The sequence below is a fragment of the Ruegeria discodermiae genome, from assembly GCF_030758345.1.
Classification (GTDB): Bacteria; Pseudomonadota; Alphaproteobacteria; order Rhodobacterales; family Rhodobacteraceae; genus Ruegeria_C.
The window spans coordinates 129,228-150,297 of record NZ_JAVAMO010000001.1; the positions used below are offsets into that span (position 1 = coordinate 129,228).

A 21,070-nucleotide genomic window follows, 5' to 3' on the forward strand; every position below is an offset into this window, starting at 1 on the left:
TCATCTGGATAGGCAAAGTAGGGTGACAATTCTGGCCTCGCAGCGGTGATTGAGGGAAGAGCGGGCAGCAATCCCTGCGGCCCGCTCTGAACTTGTCCGGCCCGAGTTACAGGCCCAAAGAGGCCTTGTAGACGGCGATCTGGTTGTCGCGGCCAATCTGGTCGGTGATCTTCTCCCAGGCAGCGGCTATCGCATCCGCGGTTTCTTGGGCAGAACCGTACTGACCGGCGTAGCCCTTGGCCAACTCGTCTTCGGCCACCGAATAGTACTGGAAGATGCCGGGAATGCGCGGCTCGATCGCGGCGTTCTTGTGATTGTAGCTATCCGCGTTCGATCCCAGATAATCCTCAACATAGTCGCGGTCATAGCCCGCCTCTTCCCATTCCTCGAAGCGGAAATGCGAGTTGCGGTAGGGCTGGAAACCAGACGGATAGGCCGAGGCCCAGAGCGACAGGTCCTTGCCACCCAGATGCGCCGCAGCCGACCAGGCGGCTTTCTTTTTCTTCTCGTCGCCCTCAACCGTGGCCATGACGTAGATGCCCCAGCCGATATAGGCCATGTTGGGCGCCTCGTTATAGGTCTCTTCCCATGCGCTGGCCTTGGCGTTGTAGACCTTGTCAGCGCCCGGATTGATGCCAAAGCCGACCACATCACCGACCACGGATGTATCCGATGTCCGCGCGCTGGAGCCCACATCGCCCCACCACATCAGCATCGAACCTGTTCCGGCCAGGAACTGCTGGAACGCCGTGGTGCCGGGGTCTGCGTTGATCTGGTCGGTCGGATAGGCTCCGGCCTCGATCAGGTCCATCACGTCCTGAATGGCCTGCACCCAGGCTGGGTTGTTGACCATCGGCGTCATTGTTTCGGGATCAAACAGCCAGGCCGGGTTGTCGGGATGTTTGGCATAGGCCGCGGCCCGGTTTTCGAGGAAGTAGAAGCCAAACCCACCCCAGCCTTTGAGCGGGTCAAGATACCCGTGAGCCGGAAGGCCGGTCAGCGGGTCCTCCTTGCCGATCAGCTCCTTGGTGATATCATTCACATCTTTCCAGGTCTTCGGCACCTCGCGCCCGGTGATTGAATCGGGGCCGAAATAGTCCTTGCGATATGCAAATGTGTGGCAGTCACCATCAATCGACACGCGATAGGTTTTGCCGTCCCAAGTCCCTACGGGCGCCTTGAGGTAGTCGACGTAATCGTCCATGTCGATCTGCTCTTTCACCCAGTCCGGCATCTCGGAGGCAAGGCCCTTGCCCAGAACATCGCCCTCGAACGGGGCCCCCATTTCGATGATGTCGAAATCCACGGTGCCGGTCGCGATGGATTGTTGCAAGCGCGCGTTGTAATCCGCCTGCGCCAGGTCGATCCAGTTGATCTTGGCGCCGGTATAGGCCTCCCACGGTTTCAGGAAGCCTCGGAACAGGAAGTTGTGCAGGTTCTGGTTATTGAGGCCCATGAAGGTCAGCTCAACACCGTCAAACTCGCCCTCGGCGACATTGGATTTTGTCGCGCCCAGGCACATCTCACCGACTTTTTGCCAATCGCCATCGGTCGGAGAGCCCGCCCCAACGCCGGGTATTTTCAGAATCTCGGCGCGGATATTCTCGCTGTCCTGCGCCATCGCCGACTTTGGCATCATCGCCACTGCGCCAAGCGCGGCGGAGCCTTTGAGCATCTGGCGCCGGTTCATTTTTTGCGCGGCCTTGATGTAGTTGTAGAGTTCAACTTTCACGACAATCCTCCCAAGAAAACGTGTGGTTGTTCTTATCCGCAGGGATGCAGTCGCAGAAAATTACGCCGATAAAAGAACAGGCTGTGCTGACATGAGCCCCCCGCATCGCGCCAGTATGGTCCAGATTGACGTTGAGTCAACAAAACCTGCCGACCGGCGTGGACAGCTTTATTTCCTTTGTCTAACCTCCGGGTTCTGAGGGGGATGTGGGCAGGTATGGCAGACGTCAGAATTCTTGAAGTGCGCAAATCTTATGGCGCGACAGAGGTCATTCACGGGTTGAATGTCGATATCGCGGATGGGGAATTTGTGGCTTTGGTCGGCCCGTCTGGCTGTGGCAAGTCCACGCTCTTGCGCATGATCGCCGGGCTGGAACCGATCGATAGCGGGACGATTGCCATCGGCGACCGGGTGGTGAACAACCTGCCACCGTCCGAGCGTGACATTGCCATGGTGTTTCAGACCTATGCGCTTTACCCGCACAAATCCGTGGCCGAGAATATGGGTTTTGCGCTGAAGGTGGCCAAGGTCGACCGGGCCGAGATCGACCGGCGCGTCAAGGAAGCGGCAGAGATACTGAGCCTGACCGAGTATCTGGACCGCAAGCCGCGCCATCTGTCCGGCGGCCAGCGGCAGCGGGTCGCCATGGGGCGCGCCATCGTGCGCGATCCGCAGGTCTTCCTATTTGACGAGCCGCTGTCAAATCTCGATGCCAAATTGCGCATCCAGATGCGCACCGAAATCAAGGAACTGCATCAGCGTCTCAAGACGACCACGGTGTTTGTGACCCACGATCAGATCGAAGCCATGACCCTGGCGGACCGGATCGTTGTGATGCAGGACGGCGTCATCGAACAGATCGGCACCCCGCTGGACCTCTATGACAATCCAAGCAACGAGTTTGTGGCGGCTTTTATCGGAGCGCCGTCAATGAACCTGCTGTCCGGCGATTTGGCAGGCGGCAAGGTGAGCGTCGGCGGGTTTCTGTTCAGTGGGCCGGGCGGGACAGGGCGCGTCAAGCTCGGAGTCAGGCCCGAACACCTGATCCTGGCCGATGATGGCCTGCCCATGCAGGTCAAGGTGGTTGAACCAACCGGCGCGGAAACGATGGTTTTCGCCCGGTTCCAGGATCAGGACGTCACCGCCATTTTCCGCGAGCGTCATGACTTCGAACCGGGCCAGACCATTCATCTGAAACCCGATCCCGATCACCTGCATGTCTTTGATGCCGAAAGCGGCGCGAGATTGTGAAACCCAACTGTTGAGAGGCCAAAATGCTCAAAGGTATTGACCCGATTCTGAATGCCGACGTGCTCTATGCGCTGCGTGCCATGGGACATGGGGATGATCTGATCATCGCTGATACCAATTTCCCCTCTGACAGTGTCGCGCGCGAAACCGTGCTGGGCGAGGTGCTGCGCATTGACCGCCCCGCCGCCGAGGTCGCAAAAGCGGTCCTGTCCGTCTATCCGCTCGACACGTTTGTGGACGATGCGGCGGCGCGGATGGAGGTGGTCGGCGAACCCGACACGATCCTGCCGGTGATGGAAGAGATGCAGGCGCAGGTCAGCGCGGTGGGGGGACCGGAAATGATCGGCATCGAACGCTATGCGTTTTATGAGCGCGCGAAACAGGCCTATGCCGTCATCCAGACCGGCGAGCGCAGGTTCTATGGCTGTTTCGCCTTTCGCAAAGGCGTCGTGCCGCCGGAAGAGGAGTAAGCCATGGGCAAGGTTGTCATTCTGGGCGTCTTTGTCGCCGACACCGCCTATCGGGCCGACCGTATGCCGAAGATGGGCGAGACCATCATGGGCAACTCCTTTGCGCTGGGGCCCGGTGGCAAGGGCTCGAACCAGTCGGTTGCCTGCGCGCGCATGGGGGCCGACACGCATTTTATCTCCAAACTCGGGCAGGACGATTTTGCAAAGCTCGCCCTTGAGACATGGGCGGGGGCAGGGGTAACGCCCCATGTTGACCAGATCGGCGACAGCTACACGGGGGCCGCGCATATCTTCATCGAGGAACAGACCGGCGACAATGCCATTATCATTGCGCCCGGCGCCGCCGCTCTGATTGACGTGGAAACGGTCGAGGCGCATGCGGACCTGATTGCCAGCGCAGATGTTTTTGTGACCCAGCTTGAGCAACCGATGGATGCAGCCCTGCGCGCGCTGGAGATTGCCCGCAATGCCGGTGTCACCACGATTCTGAACCCGGCCCCCGCCGCCGCGCTGCCTGAGGGGATGCTTGGCCTATGTGACTACGTCACGCCGAATGAAACGGAATGCGAGGCGCTGACCGGCCTCGCGGTCGAAACTCAAGAAGATGCCGCCAAAGCCTGCGAGGCGTTGCGTGCCCTCGGTGTCAAAACACCGATCATCACGCTCGGAGAGCAAGGGGCGTATCTGGATGGCCACGGGCTGGTTCCCGCGGTGAATGCAGGCCCGGTTGTTGAAACCACCGGTGCGGGCGATGCCTTCAACGGTGGCTTTGCCGCCGCGCTGTCGGAGGGGAACGCGCCAGAGGAAGCGGCGAGATACGGCTGTGCGACCGCTGGTCTGTCGGTCACCAAAGCCGGAACGGCCCCCTCCATGCCCGCGCGGGACACCGTCGAAAACCTGCTCCGGACCCTTGGCTGAAACGGGTCTGATACGCTGCGCTGCACGCGCGCGGATGCAGCGGTAAGTACAACCGGAATCGCCTCTACCGCAGAGAACCGGACCCGCAACGAATACGCCCCGCCAATGGCGGGGCGCTCGTGTTATCCAGTGGTGGCTTCGGCGTCTTCGGGGGGATCGGGGTCCTTGCCTTTGGAGCCCTTGAGCCACTCGCGCATGCCCTGCATCACCGCGTAGAGGACCGGCACCAGGATCACGCCGACCAGCGTCGCCGCCAGCATGCCGCCAAAGACCGCGATACCGATCGCCTGTTGGCTCGCCGCGCCCGCGCCGCTTGCAGCGAGCAGCGGCACCACACCCAGCAGGAAGGACAGCGCCGTCATCATCACGGCACGGAACCGCTGGCTGGCCGCTTCGGCAGCCGCTTCGCGGATGCTGAGGCCGTTGGCGCGCTGCTCCATGGCAAACTCGACGATCAGAATGCCGTTTTTCGAGGCAAGCCCCACCAGCATGATGATCCCGATCTGGGTATAGAGGTTGATGTCACTGCCCACCACGGCGACCGCCGCCACCGCTCCGAACAGGGCTACGATCACCGAAAGCAGGATCGAAACCGGCATCGACCAGCTTTCATATTGGCCAACCAGGAACAGGTAGGCGAACATGATTGCCAGCACCAGGATCACCTGCACCAGCCCGCCTGTGGCCAGCTGTTGCTGGGCGGTGCCGGTCCATTCAAAGGCATAACCGGGGGGCAGGGCGGTGGCCGAGGTTTCGGTCATCACCCGGATCGCGTCGCCGCTGGACAGGCCGGGCGCGGGCACTGCCGTGACCGTCGCAGACCGGAACAGGTTGTGCCGTTTCAACAGAACTGGACCCAGCACATTCTCGACATCGATCAGCGTGCCAAGCGGCACCATCTCGCCCAGGCTGGAGCGGACATAGAGGTTGCTAATATCCTCGACCTTGTCACGATATTCGCCCTCGGCCTGGATCATCACGCGATAGACCCGCCCGAACAGGTTGAAGTCGTTCACATAGTAGGACCCCAGATAGGCCTGCATGGTCTGGAAGACCTCGGAAATCGGCACTTCCAATGTCTTGGCCTTTTCGCGGTCCAGGTCGACGAAAAGTTGCGGCACGTTTGCGCGGAACGTGGTGTAGGATTGCGCAATCTCCGGGCTCTGATTGGCCGCATAGACAAAGGAGCCGACCGCCGAGGCCAGATCCTGTGGTGTGCCGCCGCCGGTTTGCTGAACCTCCATCTCGACACCTGCTGACATGCCGAGGCCCTGAATGGGTGGCGGGTTGAAGGCGATTATCGAGGCAGCCGATTCCTGATAGGCCAACGCCAGAACCTGCGCCAGAATGCCATCAGCGCTCAACTCGTCGGTCTGGCGCTCGTCCCAGCCGGTCAGGTTCACAAAGATCGCGGCCCCGTTCGGCGTCACCCCGTTCAACAGTGAGAAGCCATTCACCAAAACGGTGTTGGCGACGCCGGGTATGTTGCGCACCTTTTCATCGAACCGCTCGGTGACCTGCTCGGTTCGGTAGAGCGTGGCGGCATCCGGCAGTTGGATATCGACAAAGAGATAGCCATTATCTTCGAGAGGGATGAACCCTTTGGAGGTGTTGGTGAAGATCGTCCCGGCCCCAGCTCCGATTGCGGCGATGATGACCAGCGAGATGATCGGCAGGCGCAGCATGCGGCGCACGATGCCGACATAGCCGGTGCGCGCGCCACCGATGAAGCCTTCAAACACGGCAAGCAGGCCCTTGGGTGGTCCCGAACGCGGTCGCAGCACCAGACCGCAAAGCGCCGGTGACAGGGTGAGCGCGTTGATCGATGAGATCACCACTGCAGTCGAGATCGTGATCGCGAACTGCGAATAGAGCCGCCCGGTGATGCCCGGCATAAAGGTGACCGGCACAAACACCGCCAGCAGCACCAGCGTGGTGGCGATGACCGGTCCGGTGATCTGCCCCATCGCCTTGCGCGTGGCCTCGGGCGGGCTCAGGCCCTCCTCAGCGATGATGCGTTCGACGTTTTCGACAACAACGATGGCGTCATCCACCACGATGCCGATGGCCAGCACCAGCGCAAAGAGCGAGATGGTGTTGAGCGACATGCCAAAGGCCAGCAGGAAGGCAAATGTACCGATCAGTGAGACCGGGATCGCCACTGCCGGGATGATCGTCGCACGCCAACTGCCGAGGAAGATGAACACGACCGAGATCACCAGAACGAAGGTGAGCATCAGTGTTGTGACCACGTCATTCAGCGACTGTTCAACGAATTTCGTGGAGTCAAACGGCACCCGGTAATCGACATCATCGGGGAAGGCCCGCGAGAGCCGTTCCATCTCGGCCTCGACCCGCTCGGCGACGGCCAGCGCATTAGCGCCTGGGGCCTGGTAGATCGCCAAAACCGTCGCAGGGGTGCCCTCATAATAACCGGATGCGGTGTAGGAGGCCGCCCCCAACTCGACACGGGCGATGTCGCGGACGCGTACAATCGCCCCGGCATCGCCGGTGCGCACCACGATCTCTCCAAATTCCTTGGCAGAGGTCAGGCGGCCCTTGGTCTTGATCGTGTATTGAAAGGTCTGCCCGTCTGGGGCGGGTGGCGCTCCAATCGAGCCTGCGGACACCTCGATATTCTGTTCGCGAATGGCGTTGATCAGATCGCCTGGCGTGATCGACAGTCCCGCCATCTTGTCCGGGTCCATCCACATCCGCATGGCATATTCGAAATTGGTCAGGACATCGGCCCTGCCGACGCCCTGTATCCGCGCCAGAGCGTCCTTGATGTTGATCGAGGCGTAGTTGGACAGAAAGACGCTGTCATAGGTTCCCTCTGGCGAGGTCAGCGTGACCAGTAGCAGCATGTTGGTTGAGGATTTCTGTGTCACGACGCCCGTCGAGGTCACCTCGGTCGGCAGCGAGGCCATCGCCTGCGCCACCCGGTTCTGCACATTGACCGAGGCGATATCGGGATCGGTGCCCACCTCAAACGTCACGTTCAGCGAATAGGACCCGTTATCGGCCGAAGTGGAGGTCATGTAGATCATGTCATCCACGCCGTTCACCTGCGCCTCGATCGGGGCGGCGACGGTGTTTTCAACGGTTTCCGCATTGGCGCCGGTATAGTCGGCGGTCACACTGACCACCGGCGGCGTGATGTCGGGGAACTGGGCGACCGGCAACACCAGATAGCCGATGCCCCCCATGATCGTCAGCACCAGCGAAATGACGAGCGCCAGCTTGGGCCGGCTGATGAACAGGGCTGAGAACATGTGTTATTCCCCCGGCGTGTCAGAGGCGACGATGGCATCCACCGCCACGCCGGGCCGGACCCGTTGCAGCCCCTCGACAATCACGCTCTCGCCTTCGACAAGGCCGTCGGTCACGATGATCGCCGTATCCACCACATCTCCGGTCTCGATATAGCGCTGCTCCACCATCTGCTTGTCATTGACCACAAGCACAAATTCGCCGCGCTGGTCGCGCTGCAGCGCGGCCTGCGGGATCAACAACTGCTGGGTCGGCTCCAACGCCTGGATGCTGACATGCACAAAGGCGCCGTCCACCAGCAGACGGCTGGCATTTTCAAACTCTGCGCGAATGGTGATTGCGCCGGTCAACGGGTCGATCCGGTTGTCGATAAAAACGATCTCACCGGTTTCGTCCAGCTTGCTGCCGTTGGGCAGTTCCACGAATACATCCGGTTTCTGATCCGAGCTGGCAAGCGAGGCGGCGGTTTCACCGAACTCCTCCAGCACATTGAGCAGCAGCTTTTCATTGACCGCGAAACTCACGTAAATCGGAGCCTCGCGGACCAGAGTGACCAGGGGCGGGTTGGAGGGGCCAACAATATCACCGACGCTGGTGGTCACCCGGCCCAGACGGCCGGGAAAGGGGGCGTCGATCTTGGTATAGCTGAGATCAAGCTCTGCCTGCTGGATCGCGGCCTTGGCGGCTTTGATCTGGGCTTCGGCCTCAAGCTCGTTGGCGCGCGCCACGTCGCGTTCCGAGACGGGCACTGCGTCACGGCGCAGCAATTCTTCCTTCCGCGCCAGTTCCAGCTTGGCCAGTTCCAGATTGGCCTCAGCCTTGTCCAGATCGGCTTTGCGGGCCTCCAGCGTTGCCTCATAGAGGTCCGGCTCGATCTCGAACAGCAGCTCGCCTTCTTCGACAATTGCGCCATCCTCGACCTTCGTTGCCTCAAGGAAGCCACTGACGCGCGCGACGATATCGACCTGGTCGATCGCTTCGCCCCGCCCGATGAACACGGCCTCATCGGTGATTTCCTGCGTGTAGGCTGCCGCGATTGACACTTTCGGCGGGGCGGCTTCGGTCTCCTGCGCATGGGCTGGCGCGGTCCAGAGGGCACCGGCAATGGCGATCCCGCTCAGGACATGCCGCAGCGAAAGCGGCGCGCGCGCGTTGGAAAAGATGCAGGAGGAAAGGGTCGGCATGCAATGAGCCTCGCTTGATTTAGACAATCAGGACCAATGACACGCTGCCGAGGGCGGCAGCCCGAGTCACTGGCAATCCTCCGCAGGATGGCCGCATTTCGGGAATATCTCAAGCGTCAGATTGCCAAGTTAAATATTGGCACTGCTGTGTTTTTTAGCTTTCTCGCCGGATCGCGGCGCGTTTAACCTGAGCCGGTGATGGATGAGACGACAAAGATGGGCGCGGCCCCAGAGCGGCTTTTTGTGTTCGTTCTTGACGCAGGTTTTACGATGCAGGCGTTTTCCTCGGCGGTCGAGGTTCTGCGCCTTCTGCACCGCGTCCGGTCCGATGCCGGGCTGCGATACAAGGCCTGCAGCCTGAGCGATGCCCCGGTTCACGCCTCAAACGGGTTTGCGCTGATCCCCGACCTCAAGCTTTGCGATATCCCGCCACGTGCGACCTTGGTGGTGGTGGCGGGCGCCGACGCCAGCATGGCGCCCGAACCTGACCTGACAGCGCGCCTGCGCAGGTGGGTGCGGCGCGGGCACCCGGTTTGGGGTGTCTCCTCGGGCGTGGTGCGGCTGGCGCAGGCAGGGCTGCTGAATGGCCGCTCGGTCAGCGCCCATTGGGAGGATTTCCCTTATCTGCGGCAGGAATTCCCCGAGATCGATCTGACCGCCGCGCTCTTCACCCATGACACGCAGATCGCGACCTGTGCGGGCGGCGGCGCGGCCAGCGATCTGATGTTGCATCTGGTGCGGGACGAGTACGGGGGCGAGACCGCCGACGAGATCGCCGCGCGGCTGGTGATCGACACGGTGCGCGATGGGCGCGCGCCGCAGCGCCGCAGTTCCGAGATGCGGTTCGAAACCGCCAACCATCTGGTCTTTGCGGCGCTGCGCCGGATGCGGGCCAACCTCTTTGCGCCGCTTTCCATCGCGCAGATAGCGGTGGAGCTGGGCATTTCCCAACGCCAGCTGGAACGGCTTTTCGAGCAGGAATTCGACCAGCCGCCGGGGCGGGTCTATTCCCAGCTCCGCCTTGAGGATGCGCGGCTCGACGTGTTGTCAGGCCGCCGCGAACTGACCGAGATTGCTTTGGATTATGGCTTTAAGCCTGTGACATTCTCGCGCGTTTACAAGCGGTTGTTTGGCGTTCTTCCATCTGATGACCGGAAGCGGGCGATGTCGTAACTCTGCCGGGGACATGTCGGTTTCGCTCAGGTGTGGCGGCACGTCATATCTTAGCTCTCTGATGAAAGAGAGAACGCAACATGACACGACCCCGCATCATGGTTGCGCCCAACGGGGCGCGCCGCAGCAAGTCCGATCACTTGGCCTTGCCCCTGACGCCAGATGAGCTTCTGCATACCGCCCGGACCTGTCGCGCCGCAGGGGCGGACGCGCTGCACCTGCATGTGCGCGATGCCTCGGGCGGGCATTCGCTGGATGCAGGTCTCTACCGCGAGGCGCTGGCCGCGTTGCGCGAGGTGGACGGGTTGGAGCTACAGATCACCACCGAAGCGGCCGGGCGCTATGCGCCCAAGGCGCAATTTGCCTGCCTTGAGGCGCTGGCGCCCTCCTGGGCCAGCGTCTCGCTGCGCGAGATCAATCGCGCACCCGAGATCGCCGCGCCGCTCTACGCGCTCTGCACCACGCAGAACACCCGCGTGCAGCATATCGTCTATGGTGCGGATGACCTTGCGCTGCTGCGCGATTGGCGCAGCATGGGCGTTGTCAAGCCCGAGCAGGATGAGGTGATCTGCGTACTGGGTGCCTATGCGCCCGCGCGAGCTGGGCAGCGCAAAGAGCTTGCGGCGCTTTTGCCGAAACTGGCTGGCTTGCGGTTCAGCCTCTGCGCCTTTGGCGGCCAGGAACAGGAATGTCTGATCGCCGCAGCGCGATCCGGGGCGGAGTATCTGCGGGTCGGGTTCGAAAACAACCTGCACGCGCCGGATGGAAGTGAATGGCCCGACAATGCAGCCGCGGTGGCTGCGCTGCGGGCCGAGTTGGAAAGGGAGTTTCCATGAGCCATGTCTTTCCGCGCCATTGCCGCGCGGACCTGCCCACTGCCGTCGCGGGCGAGGGCTGTTATCTGATCGACGGGCAGGGCAAGCGCTATTTTGATGCCTCGGGCGGTGCCGCCGTGTCCTGCCTGGGGCATTCCAACGCGCGGGTGCGGCAGGCGGTCAAGGACCAGGTGGACCAACTGGCCTTTGCTCACACCGGGTTCTTCACCTCCGAGCCTGCCGAGCGACTGGCCGATCTGTTGATCGCGCAGGCTCCGGAAGGCATTGACCGGGTCTATTTCGTTTCTGGTGGGTCAGAGGCGGTGGAATCCGCGATCAAACTGGCCCGGCAATACTTCCTTGAGATCGGCCAGCCCGAACGGCGCAATCTGATTGCACGGCGGCAGAGCTATCATGGCAACACTCTGGGCGCATTGGCGGCGGGTGGCAATGCGTGGCGGCGCCAACAGTTCGACCCGCTGCTGATCGGTGTCAGCCATATCGCGCCGTGCTACGAATATGCCGAACGCCATGAGAGTGAGTCACCAATCGAATACGGACGCCGCGTCGCGGACGAGCTGGGGGCGGAAATCCTGCGCCTCGGCCCCGAAACCGTCATGGCGTTTATCGCCGAACCGGTAGTTGGCGCAACGCTGGGCGCGGTGCCTGCGGTCGAGGGGTACTTTGCGCGTATCCGTGAGATATGTGATACTTACGGCGTGCTCTTGATCCTTGATGAGGTGATGTGTGGCATGGGCCGGACCGGGCATCTCTTTGCCTGCAAGGGTGAAGATGTGCGGCCGGACATCCTGACCATCGCCAAGGGTCTCGGGGCCGGATACCAGCCTATCGGCGCGATGTTATGCTCGGCGGATATCTATCAGGCGATTGCGGATGGATCGGGCTTCTTTCAGCATGGCCACACCTATATCGGCCATCCGGTTGCCACCGCCGCCGGGCATGCCGTGCTGTCTGAGATGCTGGAGCGGGACCTGATGCCACAGGTGCAGGAGCGTGGAGCCCAGTTGGACGCCGCCCTGCACGACCGGCTGGTCCAGCATCCGCATGTGGGCGACATTCGCGGGCGCGGCTTGTTCCGGGGCGTGGAACTGGTGCAGGACCGCGCCAGCAAGGCCCCGTTCGACCCGGCACTGGGGCTGGCGGGCAAGCTGAAGGCGGCGGCGATGGGCCAGGGGTTGATCTGCTACCCGATGCCGGGCACCCGCGACGGCAGGCAGGGGGATCACGTGTTGCTGGCACCGCCTTTTGTGATGGCAGAGAGTGATGCAGACCTGAGTGCCGACCGGCTGACAGCGGCGATCAATCAGGTTCTGGACATTTAGCTCAGTCACCGGATCAAACCCGTTCGAACGGGTTTGATCACGCGATTTAGAAATCGTGCAGCGCGTGCCGTGCCGCGGGTGCGCAACTGAACGCGGGTTTTAGTCGCGCGTGCCGGCGAAGCGTGTTTCCCAATCCTCGCGCTGCTCATCGGTGATCTTGGCAAAGAGCACCTCGGGCACGGCAAAGCTGTGACCCGGCGCCAGCATCGACAGGCTGGCCGCCACATCCTCGGGCCATGTCGTGTCACTGACGCCCATCGCCTCAAGCATCCGGGCCGAGGCGAAGGGGATGAAGGGCGCGCTGAGCACCGCGTAAAGCCGGATCAGGTTCAGACCCAAACGCACCTGTGCTGCGGCCTTCTCAGGGTCGGTCTTGAACGTTGCCCAAGGCGCGGCGCTTTGCAGATATTCATTTCCCGCAACCCAGATCGCCCGCAGCTCCTGCGCAGATTTGCGGACCTCCATCGCTTCCATATGGCGCTCATAGGCGCGCACCCGCGTAGTCAGGTCGGCGATCAGCGCCTCTTCCTGTTCACCATAGGCGCCGCCCTCGGGCACCTCTTCGCCAAATTTCGAGCGGCAGAACTTGGTGATCCGGCTGACGAAGTTACCCAGCACATCGGCCAGATCCTTGTTCACCGATTGCTGGAAATTCTCCCAGGTGAACTCGCTATCGCTGCTTTCGGGCGCATGGCTCAGCAGCCACCAGCGCCAGTAATCCGCAGGCAGAATCTCCAGCGCCTGATCCATGAAGACGCCGCGCCCCTGCGAGGTCGAGAATTGGCCGCCATCGTAGTTCAAATAGTTGAAGCTCTTCAGGTGATCGACCATCTTCCATGGCTCACCCGAGCCCAGAATGGTCGCCGGGAAGCTCAGCGTGTGGAAGGGCACGTTATCCTTGCCCATGAACTGCACATAGCGCACGTCATCGGCGCCCTTGTCGGTGCGCCACCAGCGCTGCCAGTCAGCGTCCGACTTGCCATTGGCCTCGGCCCATTCTGCCGCGCAGGCGATGTATTCGATCGGCGCGTCGAACCAGACGTAGAAGACCTTGCCCTCCATCCCGGGCCAATCCTCATCACCTTTCCTGACCGGAATGCCCCAGTCCAGATCACGGGTAATACCCCGGTCCTGCAGCCCGTCGCCGTCATGCAGCCATTTCTTGGCGATGGAGGTGGTCAGCACCGGCCAGTCAGTCTTGCTGTCGATCCACTTGTCCAACTGATCGCTCATCGCAGACTGGCGCAGGTAGAGGTGTTTGGTCTCGCGCACCTCAAGGTCAGTCGACCCGCTGATCGCGCTGCGCGGCTCGATCAGATCGGTCGGGTCCAGTTGCTTGGTGCAGTTCTCGCATTGATCGCCGCGCGCGCGCTCATAGCCGCAATTGGGGCAGGTGCCCTCGATGTAACGATCGGGTAGGAACCGGCGATCGGCGTTGGAGTAGACTTGCTTTTCGGTCACTTCGCGGATCAGTCCGGCATCGGCCAGCCGCCCGGCGAAATGCTGCGTCAGGTGATGGTTCTGGGTGCTGGAGGAACGACCGAAATGATCAAAACTCAAACCGAACCGCTGGGCGATATCGGACTGCACCTCGTACATCCGGGCGCAATACTCGGCCACCGGCTGACCGGCCTTGGCGGCGGCCAGTTCGGCGGGCGTACCATGTTCGTCGGTGGCGCAGAGGAACATGACCTCATTGCCCCGGCCACGCAGATAGCGTGCATAGAGATCGGCGGGCAATTGCGAGCCAATCAGGTTGCCGAGGTGCTTGATCCCGTTGATATAGGGGATCGCCGAGGTGATGAGGATTCGTGCCATGTACCCAGTCCGCGTATCTGTCTGCGCGCCCGTCTACCCCATGTGACGCGCCAGCAAAAGGGCAGCTTTGTGAGAGGTGCAGTTTGGAAGTGACGCAACGCATCATGCAGGATTTGCGAAAGCTTAGCGCTGGTGCCTCATTTTGGCCTCTGATTAACCTCAGGTTGAGCCGCAGAATCACAAACTCTTGAAATGTTGAAATGAGTCCCCATCTATTTCGTATACCACCGCATACAAAAATGAGGGACATCCGGTGATGTTTGACTTCCTGCTTGAGGGGGCCTTTGCGCCCTTTACGATGGCGCTTGCCTTGCTGTTGGGCCTGCTGGTTCTTGAACTGGTGGCCCTGATGGTGGGCGGCAGCCTGATGGCGGGCGAGGGAGAGGTCGATCTGGATGTTGCTGAGGTGCCGGATCTGGACGGATTCGATCTGGATATTGACGCTGATCTGGATGTCGATATCGATCTGGACCCGGTCGATCTAGCTGAGGCTGATCTGGAGGCCCCAGCAACCGATGCGGTTGGCCCGGCAAGCTGGCTGGGTCTGGGCAAGATGCCCACGATGATTTGGCTTGCCACCCTACTGATGGGCTTCGGCCTGAGCGGCTTGGGTCTGCAACTCGCCTTGCGCGATCTCATCGGGCTCAACCTGCCCGGATGGCTGGCCGCGATCCCGGCGGCTGCCTTTGGCATCTGGTTCGCGCGCGGCTTTGGCGCGGTCTTTGCCCGGCTCTTGCCGCGGACCGAGACCGAATCCACGTCCGAGCGCCGCCTGTCCCGCCGCCGTGGCGTGATCACGCAAGGCACGGCCAGCAAGGGTCGCCCGGCCGAGGTGCGTGTCATGGATCGTTTCGGCAATGCGCATTACCTGCGCGCCGAACCCATGCGCGAGGGCGAGAACCTGTCGCAAGGCACCGAGGTTCTGGTGCTGCGCGACCGGCGCAGCGGTGGTTTCGTTCTGATCGGCATGTCCGAATAACCCAATTAAAAACTCTAAAAGGAGACGTTTTGATGGAATTGCAATTCCTGTTGATTTCTGTGCTCACCGTTCTGGTGTTCCTGTTGTTCATCGGTCTGGTCCTTGGCCGATTGTACCGCCGCGCCACCCGCGAGGTGAGCCTGGTCAAGACCGGTGCGGGCGGCAAGAAAGTGATCATGGATGGCGGTACCATCGTTGTCCCGCTGTTGCATGAGGTCAGCCCGGTCAACATGAAGACCCTGCGCCTTGAAGTGCAGCGCAACGGCGAGGCCGCTTTGATTACGCAGGACCGGATGCGGGTCGATGTGGGCGTGGAATTCTATGTCTCGGTCATGGCCACTGATGAAGGCATTGCGCGTGCCGCGCAAACGCTGGGCAGCCGTACCTTCGATGTGGAATTGCTGCGCGAGATGATCGAAGGCAAGCTGATCGACGGTTTGCGCGCCGTGGCCGCCCAAATGACCATGGATGGGCTGCATGAAAACCGCGCCGACTTTGTGCAGGAGGTGCAGAATGCGGTCTCCGAGGATCTGCTGAAGAACGGTCTGTCGCTGGAATCGGTCTCGCTGACTGCGCTGGATCAGACGCCGTTCGAAGCGCTGGATGAAAACAACGCATTTAACGCCGTCGGTATGCGCAAGCTGGCTGAGGTTATCGCGGCGTCAAAGAAAGAGCGCGCGCAGATTGATGCGGATGCAGAGGTCGAGGTGCGCCGCGCCGCGATGGAAGCAGAACGGCAGAAATTGCTCATCGAGCAGGACGAGGCGCAGGCACGGATCGAACAGGCCGAAAAGGTCGAGACCATGCGCGTCGCACAAGAGGCCGAGATTGCCGCTCGGACCGAGGACTCGGTGCGTGAAACCGAGCGCGCCCGGATTGCCCGCGAGGAAGCCATCCGGTCGGCTGAGATCGAGCGCGAGCGCAAGATCCGCGACGCCGAGATCGCCAAAGAGCGTGAGCTGGAAGTGGCCGAGCAGGAGCGCCAGATCATTATCGCGCAGAAATCCGAAGAGGAAAGCCGCGCCCGTGCCTCCGCCGATCTGGCCCGTGCCGAGGCGACCAAAGCGACCGAAGCCGTGGCAACCGCCCGTCAGGTGGCCGAAGCCGAGCGTGAAAAGCAGATCGTTCTGATCGAAGCCACCCGCGAGGCCGAGCGTCAGGCCACCGCGATCCGTCTGGCCGCGCAGGCCGAGAAGGACGCCGCCGCCGACCGCGCCGAAGCCCGCCGCGAAGAAGCACAGGCCGAGGCCGACGCGCTCAACATCCGGGCCGAGGCCAAGAAGAACGACATGCTGGCCGAGGCCGAAGGTAAGCGCGCCATTGTCGAGGCAGAAAACGCGCTGTCGCCGGAACTGATCCGGATGAAAGTCGATATGGCCCGGATCGACACCATGCCCGAGATCATCACCCAGATGGTCAAGCCTGCCGAAAAGATCGACTCGATCAAGATCCATCAGGTCAGCGGCATCGGTGCGGCAGGGACGCCCGGCAGCGCCACCAATAGCGAAAAGCCGGTGGTCAATCAGGCGCTCGATTCCATCATGGGCATGGCGGTGCAGATGCCCGCGCTTAAGAAGCTGGGCGAAGAGCTGGGCCTGTCGATGGAAAACGGTGTCGGCGGTCTGGCCAACGGGGCGCTCGCTGCACCGGAAGAGGTGCAAGCGGCAGAGGCCGAAATGGAAACCGACGACCGCGTCGAGCATTAAACCGCAGATTGAAACAGGAAAGGGGCCGGTTTTTCGGCCCCTTTTTCAATACCCGTCGGATTTCTGACCAAAGAACACTTTCGTCACATCCTCAATCACATCCCATGTCACCCGGCTGCCATCGCGGATGAACAGGCTGTCACCCACCGACAGCTCGACGGTTTCACCGCTGCCATGATCGCTGATCCGGCATCTGCCCGAAAGCACCGTCATCAACTCGTCGCCCTGTTCGGTACAGTCAAAAGCACCTGTTGTGCAGCGCCAGATGCCGAAGCGGCTGGTGTGGCCCGGCCCTCCCTGATCTATTCGCCCCGAGGCGCTGGGCGCGCCGCGCCGGATCACGTATGCGCTGGCCGGGTTGTCGAAAGGCCAATGCTCCAACACGCCCACATCATCGCCCGGTCTGTATCTGCGCATGTGCCTGTCCTTTGCTGCCACTCGGTCGAGCTTAGCTGTTCTGGTCCTGCTTTGTCTGCTCCGGCATTGTTGCCTCGTCGGTGCGCAACGCCTGATCACGTTGCCTGCGGGTCAGACGCCCGATGGTGAATGAGGTGCGCGGGGCATAGACATAGCGGGTGCGATCCTCGGGCGCTGGACGGCTGCGCATCCGCAAGAGGCCAAACAGGATCAGGAACAAGTGGCCAACCGCCACGAAGGCAAACAGCGCGCCGGGGCCATAGGCACCGATCAGGTTGGACGAGATATAGGGGCTGGCGATGGCTCCCAATGCATAGAAGAACATCAGCGCCGCAGACAGTTCGACCCGCTGTTCGGATGTTGCGAAGTCATTGGCATGGGCCGCCGAGATCGAAAAAATCGGGAAGGTGGTGAAGCCAAAAAACGCCGCGCTCAGCATGATGCCAACGGTGCCGGCGCCGCTGGCGATCATGGTGATCGCGCAGCTCAGGATGGCAACACCGGACAGCCAGATCAGCACCCAGCGGCGGTCATATTTGTCCGCCAGCCAGCCTATGGGATATTGCGCCAGCGCACCGCCCAGCACGAAGGTCGCCAGGAAAAAGGCGATCTGGTTGATGTCCAGCCCCACCTCCTGGCCATAAACCGGCCCGATCATGCGGAACGAGGCGGAGCTGAGCGCGGCCACGATCACGCCTGCCACAGCCAGCGGCGAGCATTGCCAGGCCAGTTTCGGGCGCAGGCGCGGCGCATCCGGCGTTTGTGGCTGGCTCGCCCGTGTCAGCATCAGCGGCAGGATCGAGGCGCAGCACAGGATCGCGAGCAGGTTGTAGGATACATATGAGGCGGGTGGGAGGATGGCGATGATCAGCTGCGCGCCCAGCGAGGCGCTCAGATCGGCAATCCGATAGGTGCCGGTGGCGCGGCCCCGGTTCTCATTGGTGACCTTGGCGTTTAGCCAGGCCTCGATCACGGTATAGCAGCCCGCCACGCAGGTGCCCGACGCGATTCGCAGCGCCGCCCAGATGCGTGGATCCTCTGTCAGCGTGTGCCCGATCAGTCCCATTGCGCCCAATGCGGTGCAGACCGCGAAGGCGCGCGAATGGCCGACGCTGCCCATCAGCCGAGGGGCCCACCAGCAGCCCACGAAGAACCCGATGAAATGCGCTGACCCCAGCATACCGATTTCGGCCGTGGTAAAGCCCAGCGTCAGGCCCGAGATCGCATCCAGCGGCCCGACCCCTCCGGTTGAAAGCTGCAGCAGGATGACGGACAGAAACAGGGCGGTAAATGAAATGATCAGGCGCATAATGACTCAAGATGCCGCTTCGTGTCGCCGCTGCACGCGGTTTCTCGACTTTCAGAGGTCGGTTTTGAGGTTTTTTTGGATCAGGGCGCGCGTCGGATCAGCGCGAAAATGTCCAGCACGATCGGATCGGGCACCAGATCGGGATATCCCGTCGCGCCAAAGGCCGACCGGCTGATTTGTCCGTGCAATTGGATGCTCAACTCGCTCAGATCCTTGGCTGCGCTGCCGGGTTTGCGATAGAGCGATGCTTCGAATTCGACCGGTTTCGTCACCCCGCGCAGGGTCAGGTCGCCCTGCAGCTTTGCACCATCAGAGAGCCGCCCGCCGGTGCCCAGTTCGACCTCTTTCGAGACGAAGCGAATGGTTGGATGGGCTGCCACATCCAGGACCTCGGCGCTCTTCATGGCCTGGGTGGCGAAGAACAGGTTGGTGCGCGCGCCTGCGGCATCCACGCGGACATCAACGCTGCTTGCGGCCAGATCGGCGGCATCGACCTGGATGTCAGCGGATGTTACCGGCATGGTTCCACGCTGGGCGTTCCCGGCCAGGGTAAAGATGAATCCGACCTTCGAGGCTGCTTTGTCCAGCAGATAGGGCTGTGGCTCGGCCCCCAGGGCGGGCGCGGCGAGCGAGGCGGCGCTTGTGGCAAGGAATGTGCGGCGGGATAGCGGTGTCATTTCGCCTCCTGAGGACCCCGGATGATCAGAGCCTAGCACCGTTTCCCGCAAGTTCAGGTCATGGTCACCGCAATGTCAGCGCATGTGTGGCGTCAAAGACTCAGGCCGCAAGCGGGCGCGGGCGGCTGCGATGCAGCAGCGCCAGCAGGATCACCAGGTTCATACCGTTCCAGACGATGCCGTTCACGAAGGCCGCCGTGTAACTGCCGCTGATGTCATAGATCCATCCCGACATCCAGCCACCCAGCGCCATGCCAAAGATGGTCATCATCATCACAAAGCCCACCCGCGCACCGGCTTCGCGCGGGGGCATGTATTCGCGCACCACCAGCGCATAGCTGGGCACGATACCCCCTTGTGACAGCCCAAACAGCGCGCTGACCACATAAAGCGGCACCAGCCCGTCATAGGGCAGGAACAGGAACAGCGCGGTGCCCTGCAGGGCCGAGCCGATCAGAAGGGTCCTGAGACCGCCCAGCCTGTCTGCCACCATCCCCGAGATCACTCGGCTGACAACGCCGCCCAGCAGCATCAGCGACAACATCTCGGCACCCACTGCAGGCCCGTATCCCAGCCCCACGCAATAGGCCACGATGTGAACCTGCGGCATCGACATCGCCACGCAGCACCCGATGCCCGCCAGCCCCAGCACGAATTGCAGCACACGGGGCGACATCCCGGCAGTTTGGGCGTTGATCTTCGCCTCGGAGGCGGCTGAGGCCAGATCTTCTTCGGGGACTTGCCGCCGCAAGAGCAGCGACAGCGGGATGACGATGATCAACGTTACCAGCGCCAGCGCCAGATAAACCTGCTGCCAGCCGCTGTCGCGCAGCATGTCTGAGAGCAGCGTGGGCCAGATCGCGCCGGACAGGTAGTTGCTGCTGGCCACCAGCGCCACCGCGATCCCGCGCCGCTTAACGAACCAGTGCGAGATATCGGCGATGAGCGGGCCAAATCCAACCGCCGTGCCGAACCCCAACCCCAGATGAACCAACGACAGGATAGCAATCGAGGGCGCGAGGCTGGCCAGCCCGTAACAGGCCGCACTCAAACACGCCGCGCCTATCAGCGCCAGGGTGACACCCAGCCGGTCCACCATCCGGCCCAGTACCAGGTTGCCAAGCGCAAAGCCGATCATGGTCAGGGTAAAAGGCAGCGAGGCATCCGCCCGGCTTGCGCCAAACTCCGCCTCGACCGCCGGCATGATGACGATCACCGCCCAGATGCCGACATTGGCCACCGTGCCGATCAGCATGGTGATCAGCAGACGGAACCAGGAATAGCGGCTGTCACGAATGGAGGCGGTCATGCGCGCACGCTAGTGCGCCGTACCGCGCTTGGCCAGCGCATAAGAAGCGTGCGACCTTCTCCGGGACAGGGCCACACGCAAGTGTTATCCTCAGTGCAGGGCTTTGCGGAATGTCACCTTGTCGTCGCCCGGGGCCCAGAAATCTCTGATCCGCGCTTCCTCCTCATAGCCCTGCCGGGCATAAAATGCCCGTGTTCCGGCAAAGCTCTCAGTTCCCGACGTGTCCGCGATCAGAATGCGCTGGCCGCGAGCGCGCAGGACCTCCTCCAGATGAGTGACGATGGCACCCCCGCACCCCTTGCCTTGGGCTGCAGGCAGCACGGCCAGCGCCAGCATGTTCCAGGTGCCTTCGGCCAAGGCTTCGGGTGCTGCGTAACAAAAGCCCACGGGTCTTTCACTGTCCAAACAGGTGAGCCAGATGTCAGAGGGCTCAGCATCCGAGAAGAACCCGCTCAACATCTCGGGCATCATCTCCGGTGGGAACAATTCGGTTTCTTGCAGAACACGTTGCAGGGCGGGGATATCGTCGCGTTGTGTCAGTCTGATTTTCATTGATCGTATGTCTTTCCTGATGGCACCGCCGATCGGGTCTCGCCGATATCGGGGGTGCAAGGCTGTCGCCTTGGTCGCAATCATTTGGGTAAGCAGATACAACTCAAAAGCCTGCCGTTAGGTGCGGCAGTCTGGTTGGCCCGG

At 61.9% G+C, this 21,070-nt stretch carries 17 protein-coding genes; 8 read left to right on the forward strand and 9 right to left on the reverse strand.

All coding sequences use genetic code 11. The features are described 5' to 3' along the window. Positions 1–106: 106 nt before the first annotated feature. The gene (locus tag Q5Y75_RS00615; protein WP_306193420.1) at positions 107–1,732 is read right to left on the reverse strand and encodes an extracellular solute-binding protein; all 1,626 of its coding nucleotides are present in this window, start codon (positions 1,730–1,732) and stop codon (positions 107–109) included. A gap of 216 nt (positions 1,733–1,948) precedes the next feature. On the opposite strand from Q5Y75_RS00615, the gene Q5Y75_RS00620 reads away from it, so the two are divergent. Genes Q5Y75_RS00620 through Q5Y75_RS00630 form a run of 3 tightly spaced genes read left to right on the forward strand, consistent with a single transcriptional unit; the run spans position 1,949 to position 4,371 of the window. Then, entirely contained in the window at positions 1,949–2,983 is a 1,035-nt protein-coding gene (locus tag Q5Y75_RS00620; protein WP_306193422.1) for an ABC transporter ATP-binding protein, read from the forward strand. Between the two features lie 23 nt (positions 2,984–3,006). Continuing rightward, on the forward strand, positions 3,007–3,453 hold the full coding sequence (locus Q5Y75_RS00625; protein ID WP_306193423.1) for an RbsD/FucU family protein: 447 nt from the start codon (positions 3,007–3,009) through the stop codon (positions 3,451–3,453). A 3-nt stretch (positions 3,454–3,456) separates the two neighbouring features. Next, the gene (locus Q5Y75_RS00630; RefSeq protein WP_306193424.1) at positions 3,457–4,371 is read left to right on the forward strand and encodes a ribokinase; all 915 of its coding nucleotides are present in this window, start codon (positions 3,457–3,459) and stop codon (positions 4,369–4,371) included. Between the two features lie 122 nt (positions 4,372–4,493). Here Q5Y75_RS00630 and Q5Y75_RS00635 read toward each other — a convergent pair whose 3' ends face one another. Next, positions 4,494–7,646: an efflux RND transporter permease subunit gene (locus Q5Y75_RS00635; RefSeq protein ID WP_306193425.1), complete on the reverse strand. Its 3,153-nt coding sequence runs from the start codon at positions 7,644–7,646 to the stop codon at positions 4,494–4,496. A 3-nt stretch (positions 7,647–7,649) separates the two neighbouring features. Beyond that, positions 7,650–8,828 (reverse strand): efflux RND transporter periplasmic adaptor subunit, encoded by a 1,179-nt coding sequence (locus tag Q5Y75_RS00640; protein WP_306193426.1) that lies wholly within the window; start codon positions 8,826–8,828, stop codon positions 7,650–7,652. 198 nt (positions 8,829–9,026) lie between these two features. On the opposite strand from Q5Y75_RS00640, the gene Q5Y75_RS00645 reads away from it, so the two are divergent. The 3 genes from Q5Y75_RS00645 to Q5Y75_RS00655 all read left to right on the forward strand — a co-directional run bounded on the left by Q5Y75_RS00645 (position 9,027) and on the right by Q5Y75_RS00655 (position 12,159). Further along, positions 9,027–10,001 carry a GlxA family transcriptional regulator gene (locus tag Q5Y75_RS00645; RefSeq protein ID WP_306193427.1) on the forward strand — a complete coding sequence of 325 codons (975 nt, stop codon included), beginning with the start codon at positions 9,027–9,029 and terminating at the stop codon, positions 9,999–10,001. 80 nt (positions 10,002–10,081) lie between these two features. Continuing rightward, positions 10,082–10,837, forward strand: a complete 756-nt coding sequence (locus Q5Y75_RS00650; protein WP_306193428.1) for a beta-keto acid cleavage family enzyme — start codon at positions 10,082–10,084, stop codon at positions 10,835–10,837. Next, a complete protein-coding gene (locus Q5Y75_RS00655; RefSeq protein ID WP_306193430.1) occupies positions 10,834–12,159 on the forward strand; it encodes an aspartate aminotransferase family protein in 1,326 nt (441 codons plus the stop codon). The genes Q5Y75_RS00650 and Q5Y75_RS00655 overlap by 4 nt, the downstream gene beginning before the upstream one ends. Before the next feature lie 99 nt (positions 12,160–12,258). Here the strand turns inward: Q5Y75_RS00655 and metG are convergent, their stop codons facing one another. Further along, positions 12,259–13,977 (reverse strand): methionine--tRNA ligase, encoded by a 1,719-nt coding sequence (gene metG / locus Q5Y75_RS00660; protein WP_306193431.1) that lies wholly within the window; start codon positions 13,975–13,977, stop codon positions 12,259–12,261. Between the two features lie 256 nt (positions 13,978–14,233). Between metG and Q5Y75_RS00665 the strand changes: the two genes are divergently transcribed. Beyond that, a complete protein-coding gene (locus tag Q5Y75_RS00665) occupies positions 14,234–14,956 on the forward strand; it encodes an OB-fold-containig protein (RefSeq protein ID WP_306193433.1) in 723 nt (240 codons plus the stop codon). A 32-nt stretch (positions 14,957–14,988) separates the two neighbouring features. Beyond that, complete coding sequence (locus tag Q5Y75_RS00670) at positions 14,989–16,662, forward strand: flotillin family protein (RefSeq protein ID WP_306193434.1); 1,674 nt, start codon at positions 14,989–14,991, stop codon at positions 16,660–16,662. 45 nt (positions 16,663–16,707) lie between these two features. On the opposite strand, the gene Q5Y75_RS00675 is transcribed toward Q5Y75_RS00670, so the two are convergent. The 5 genes from Q5Y75_RS00675 to Q5Y75_RS00695 all read right to left on the reverse strand — a co-directional run bounded on the left by Q5Y75_RS00675 (position 16,708) and on the right by Q5Y75_RS00695 (position 20,926). Next, complete coding sequence (locus tag Q5Y75_RS00675) at positions 16,708–17,079, reverse strand: cupin domain-containing protein (RefSeq protein WP_306193436.1); 372 nt, start codon at positions 17,077–17,079, stop codon at positions 16,708–16,710. 31 nt (positions 17,080–17,110) lie between these two features. Beyond that, a complete protein-coding gene (locus Q5Y75_RS00680) occupies positions 17,111–18,388 on the reverse strand; it encodes an MFS transporter (protein WP_306193438.1) in 1,278 nt (425 codons plus the stop codon). A gap of 80 nt (positions 18,389–18,468) precedes the next feature. Beyond that, a complete protein-coding gene (locus tag Q5Y75_RS00685) occupies positions 18,469–19,065 on the reverse strand; it encodes a YceI family protein (protein ID WP_306193439.1) in 597 nt (198 codons plus the stop codon). Positions 19,066–19,165: 100 nt separating this feature from the next. Beyond that, positions 19,166–20,374, reverse strand: coding sequence for an MFS transporter (locus tag Q5Y75_RS00690; protein ID WP_306193442.1), 1,209 nt, complete (start codon positions 20,372–20,374; stop codon positions 19,166–19,168). A 90-nt stretch (positions 20,375–20,464) separates the two neighbouring features. Next, positions 20,465–20,926 (reverse strand): GNAT family N-acetyltransferase, encoded by a 462-nt coding sequence (locus tag Q5Y75_RS00695; protein ID WP_306193443.1) that lies wholly within the window; start codon positions 20,924–20,926, stop codon positions 20,465–20,467. Positions 20,927–21,070: the final 144 nt, after the last annotated feature.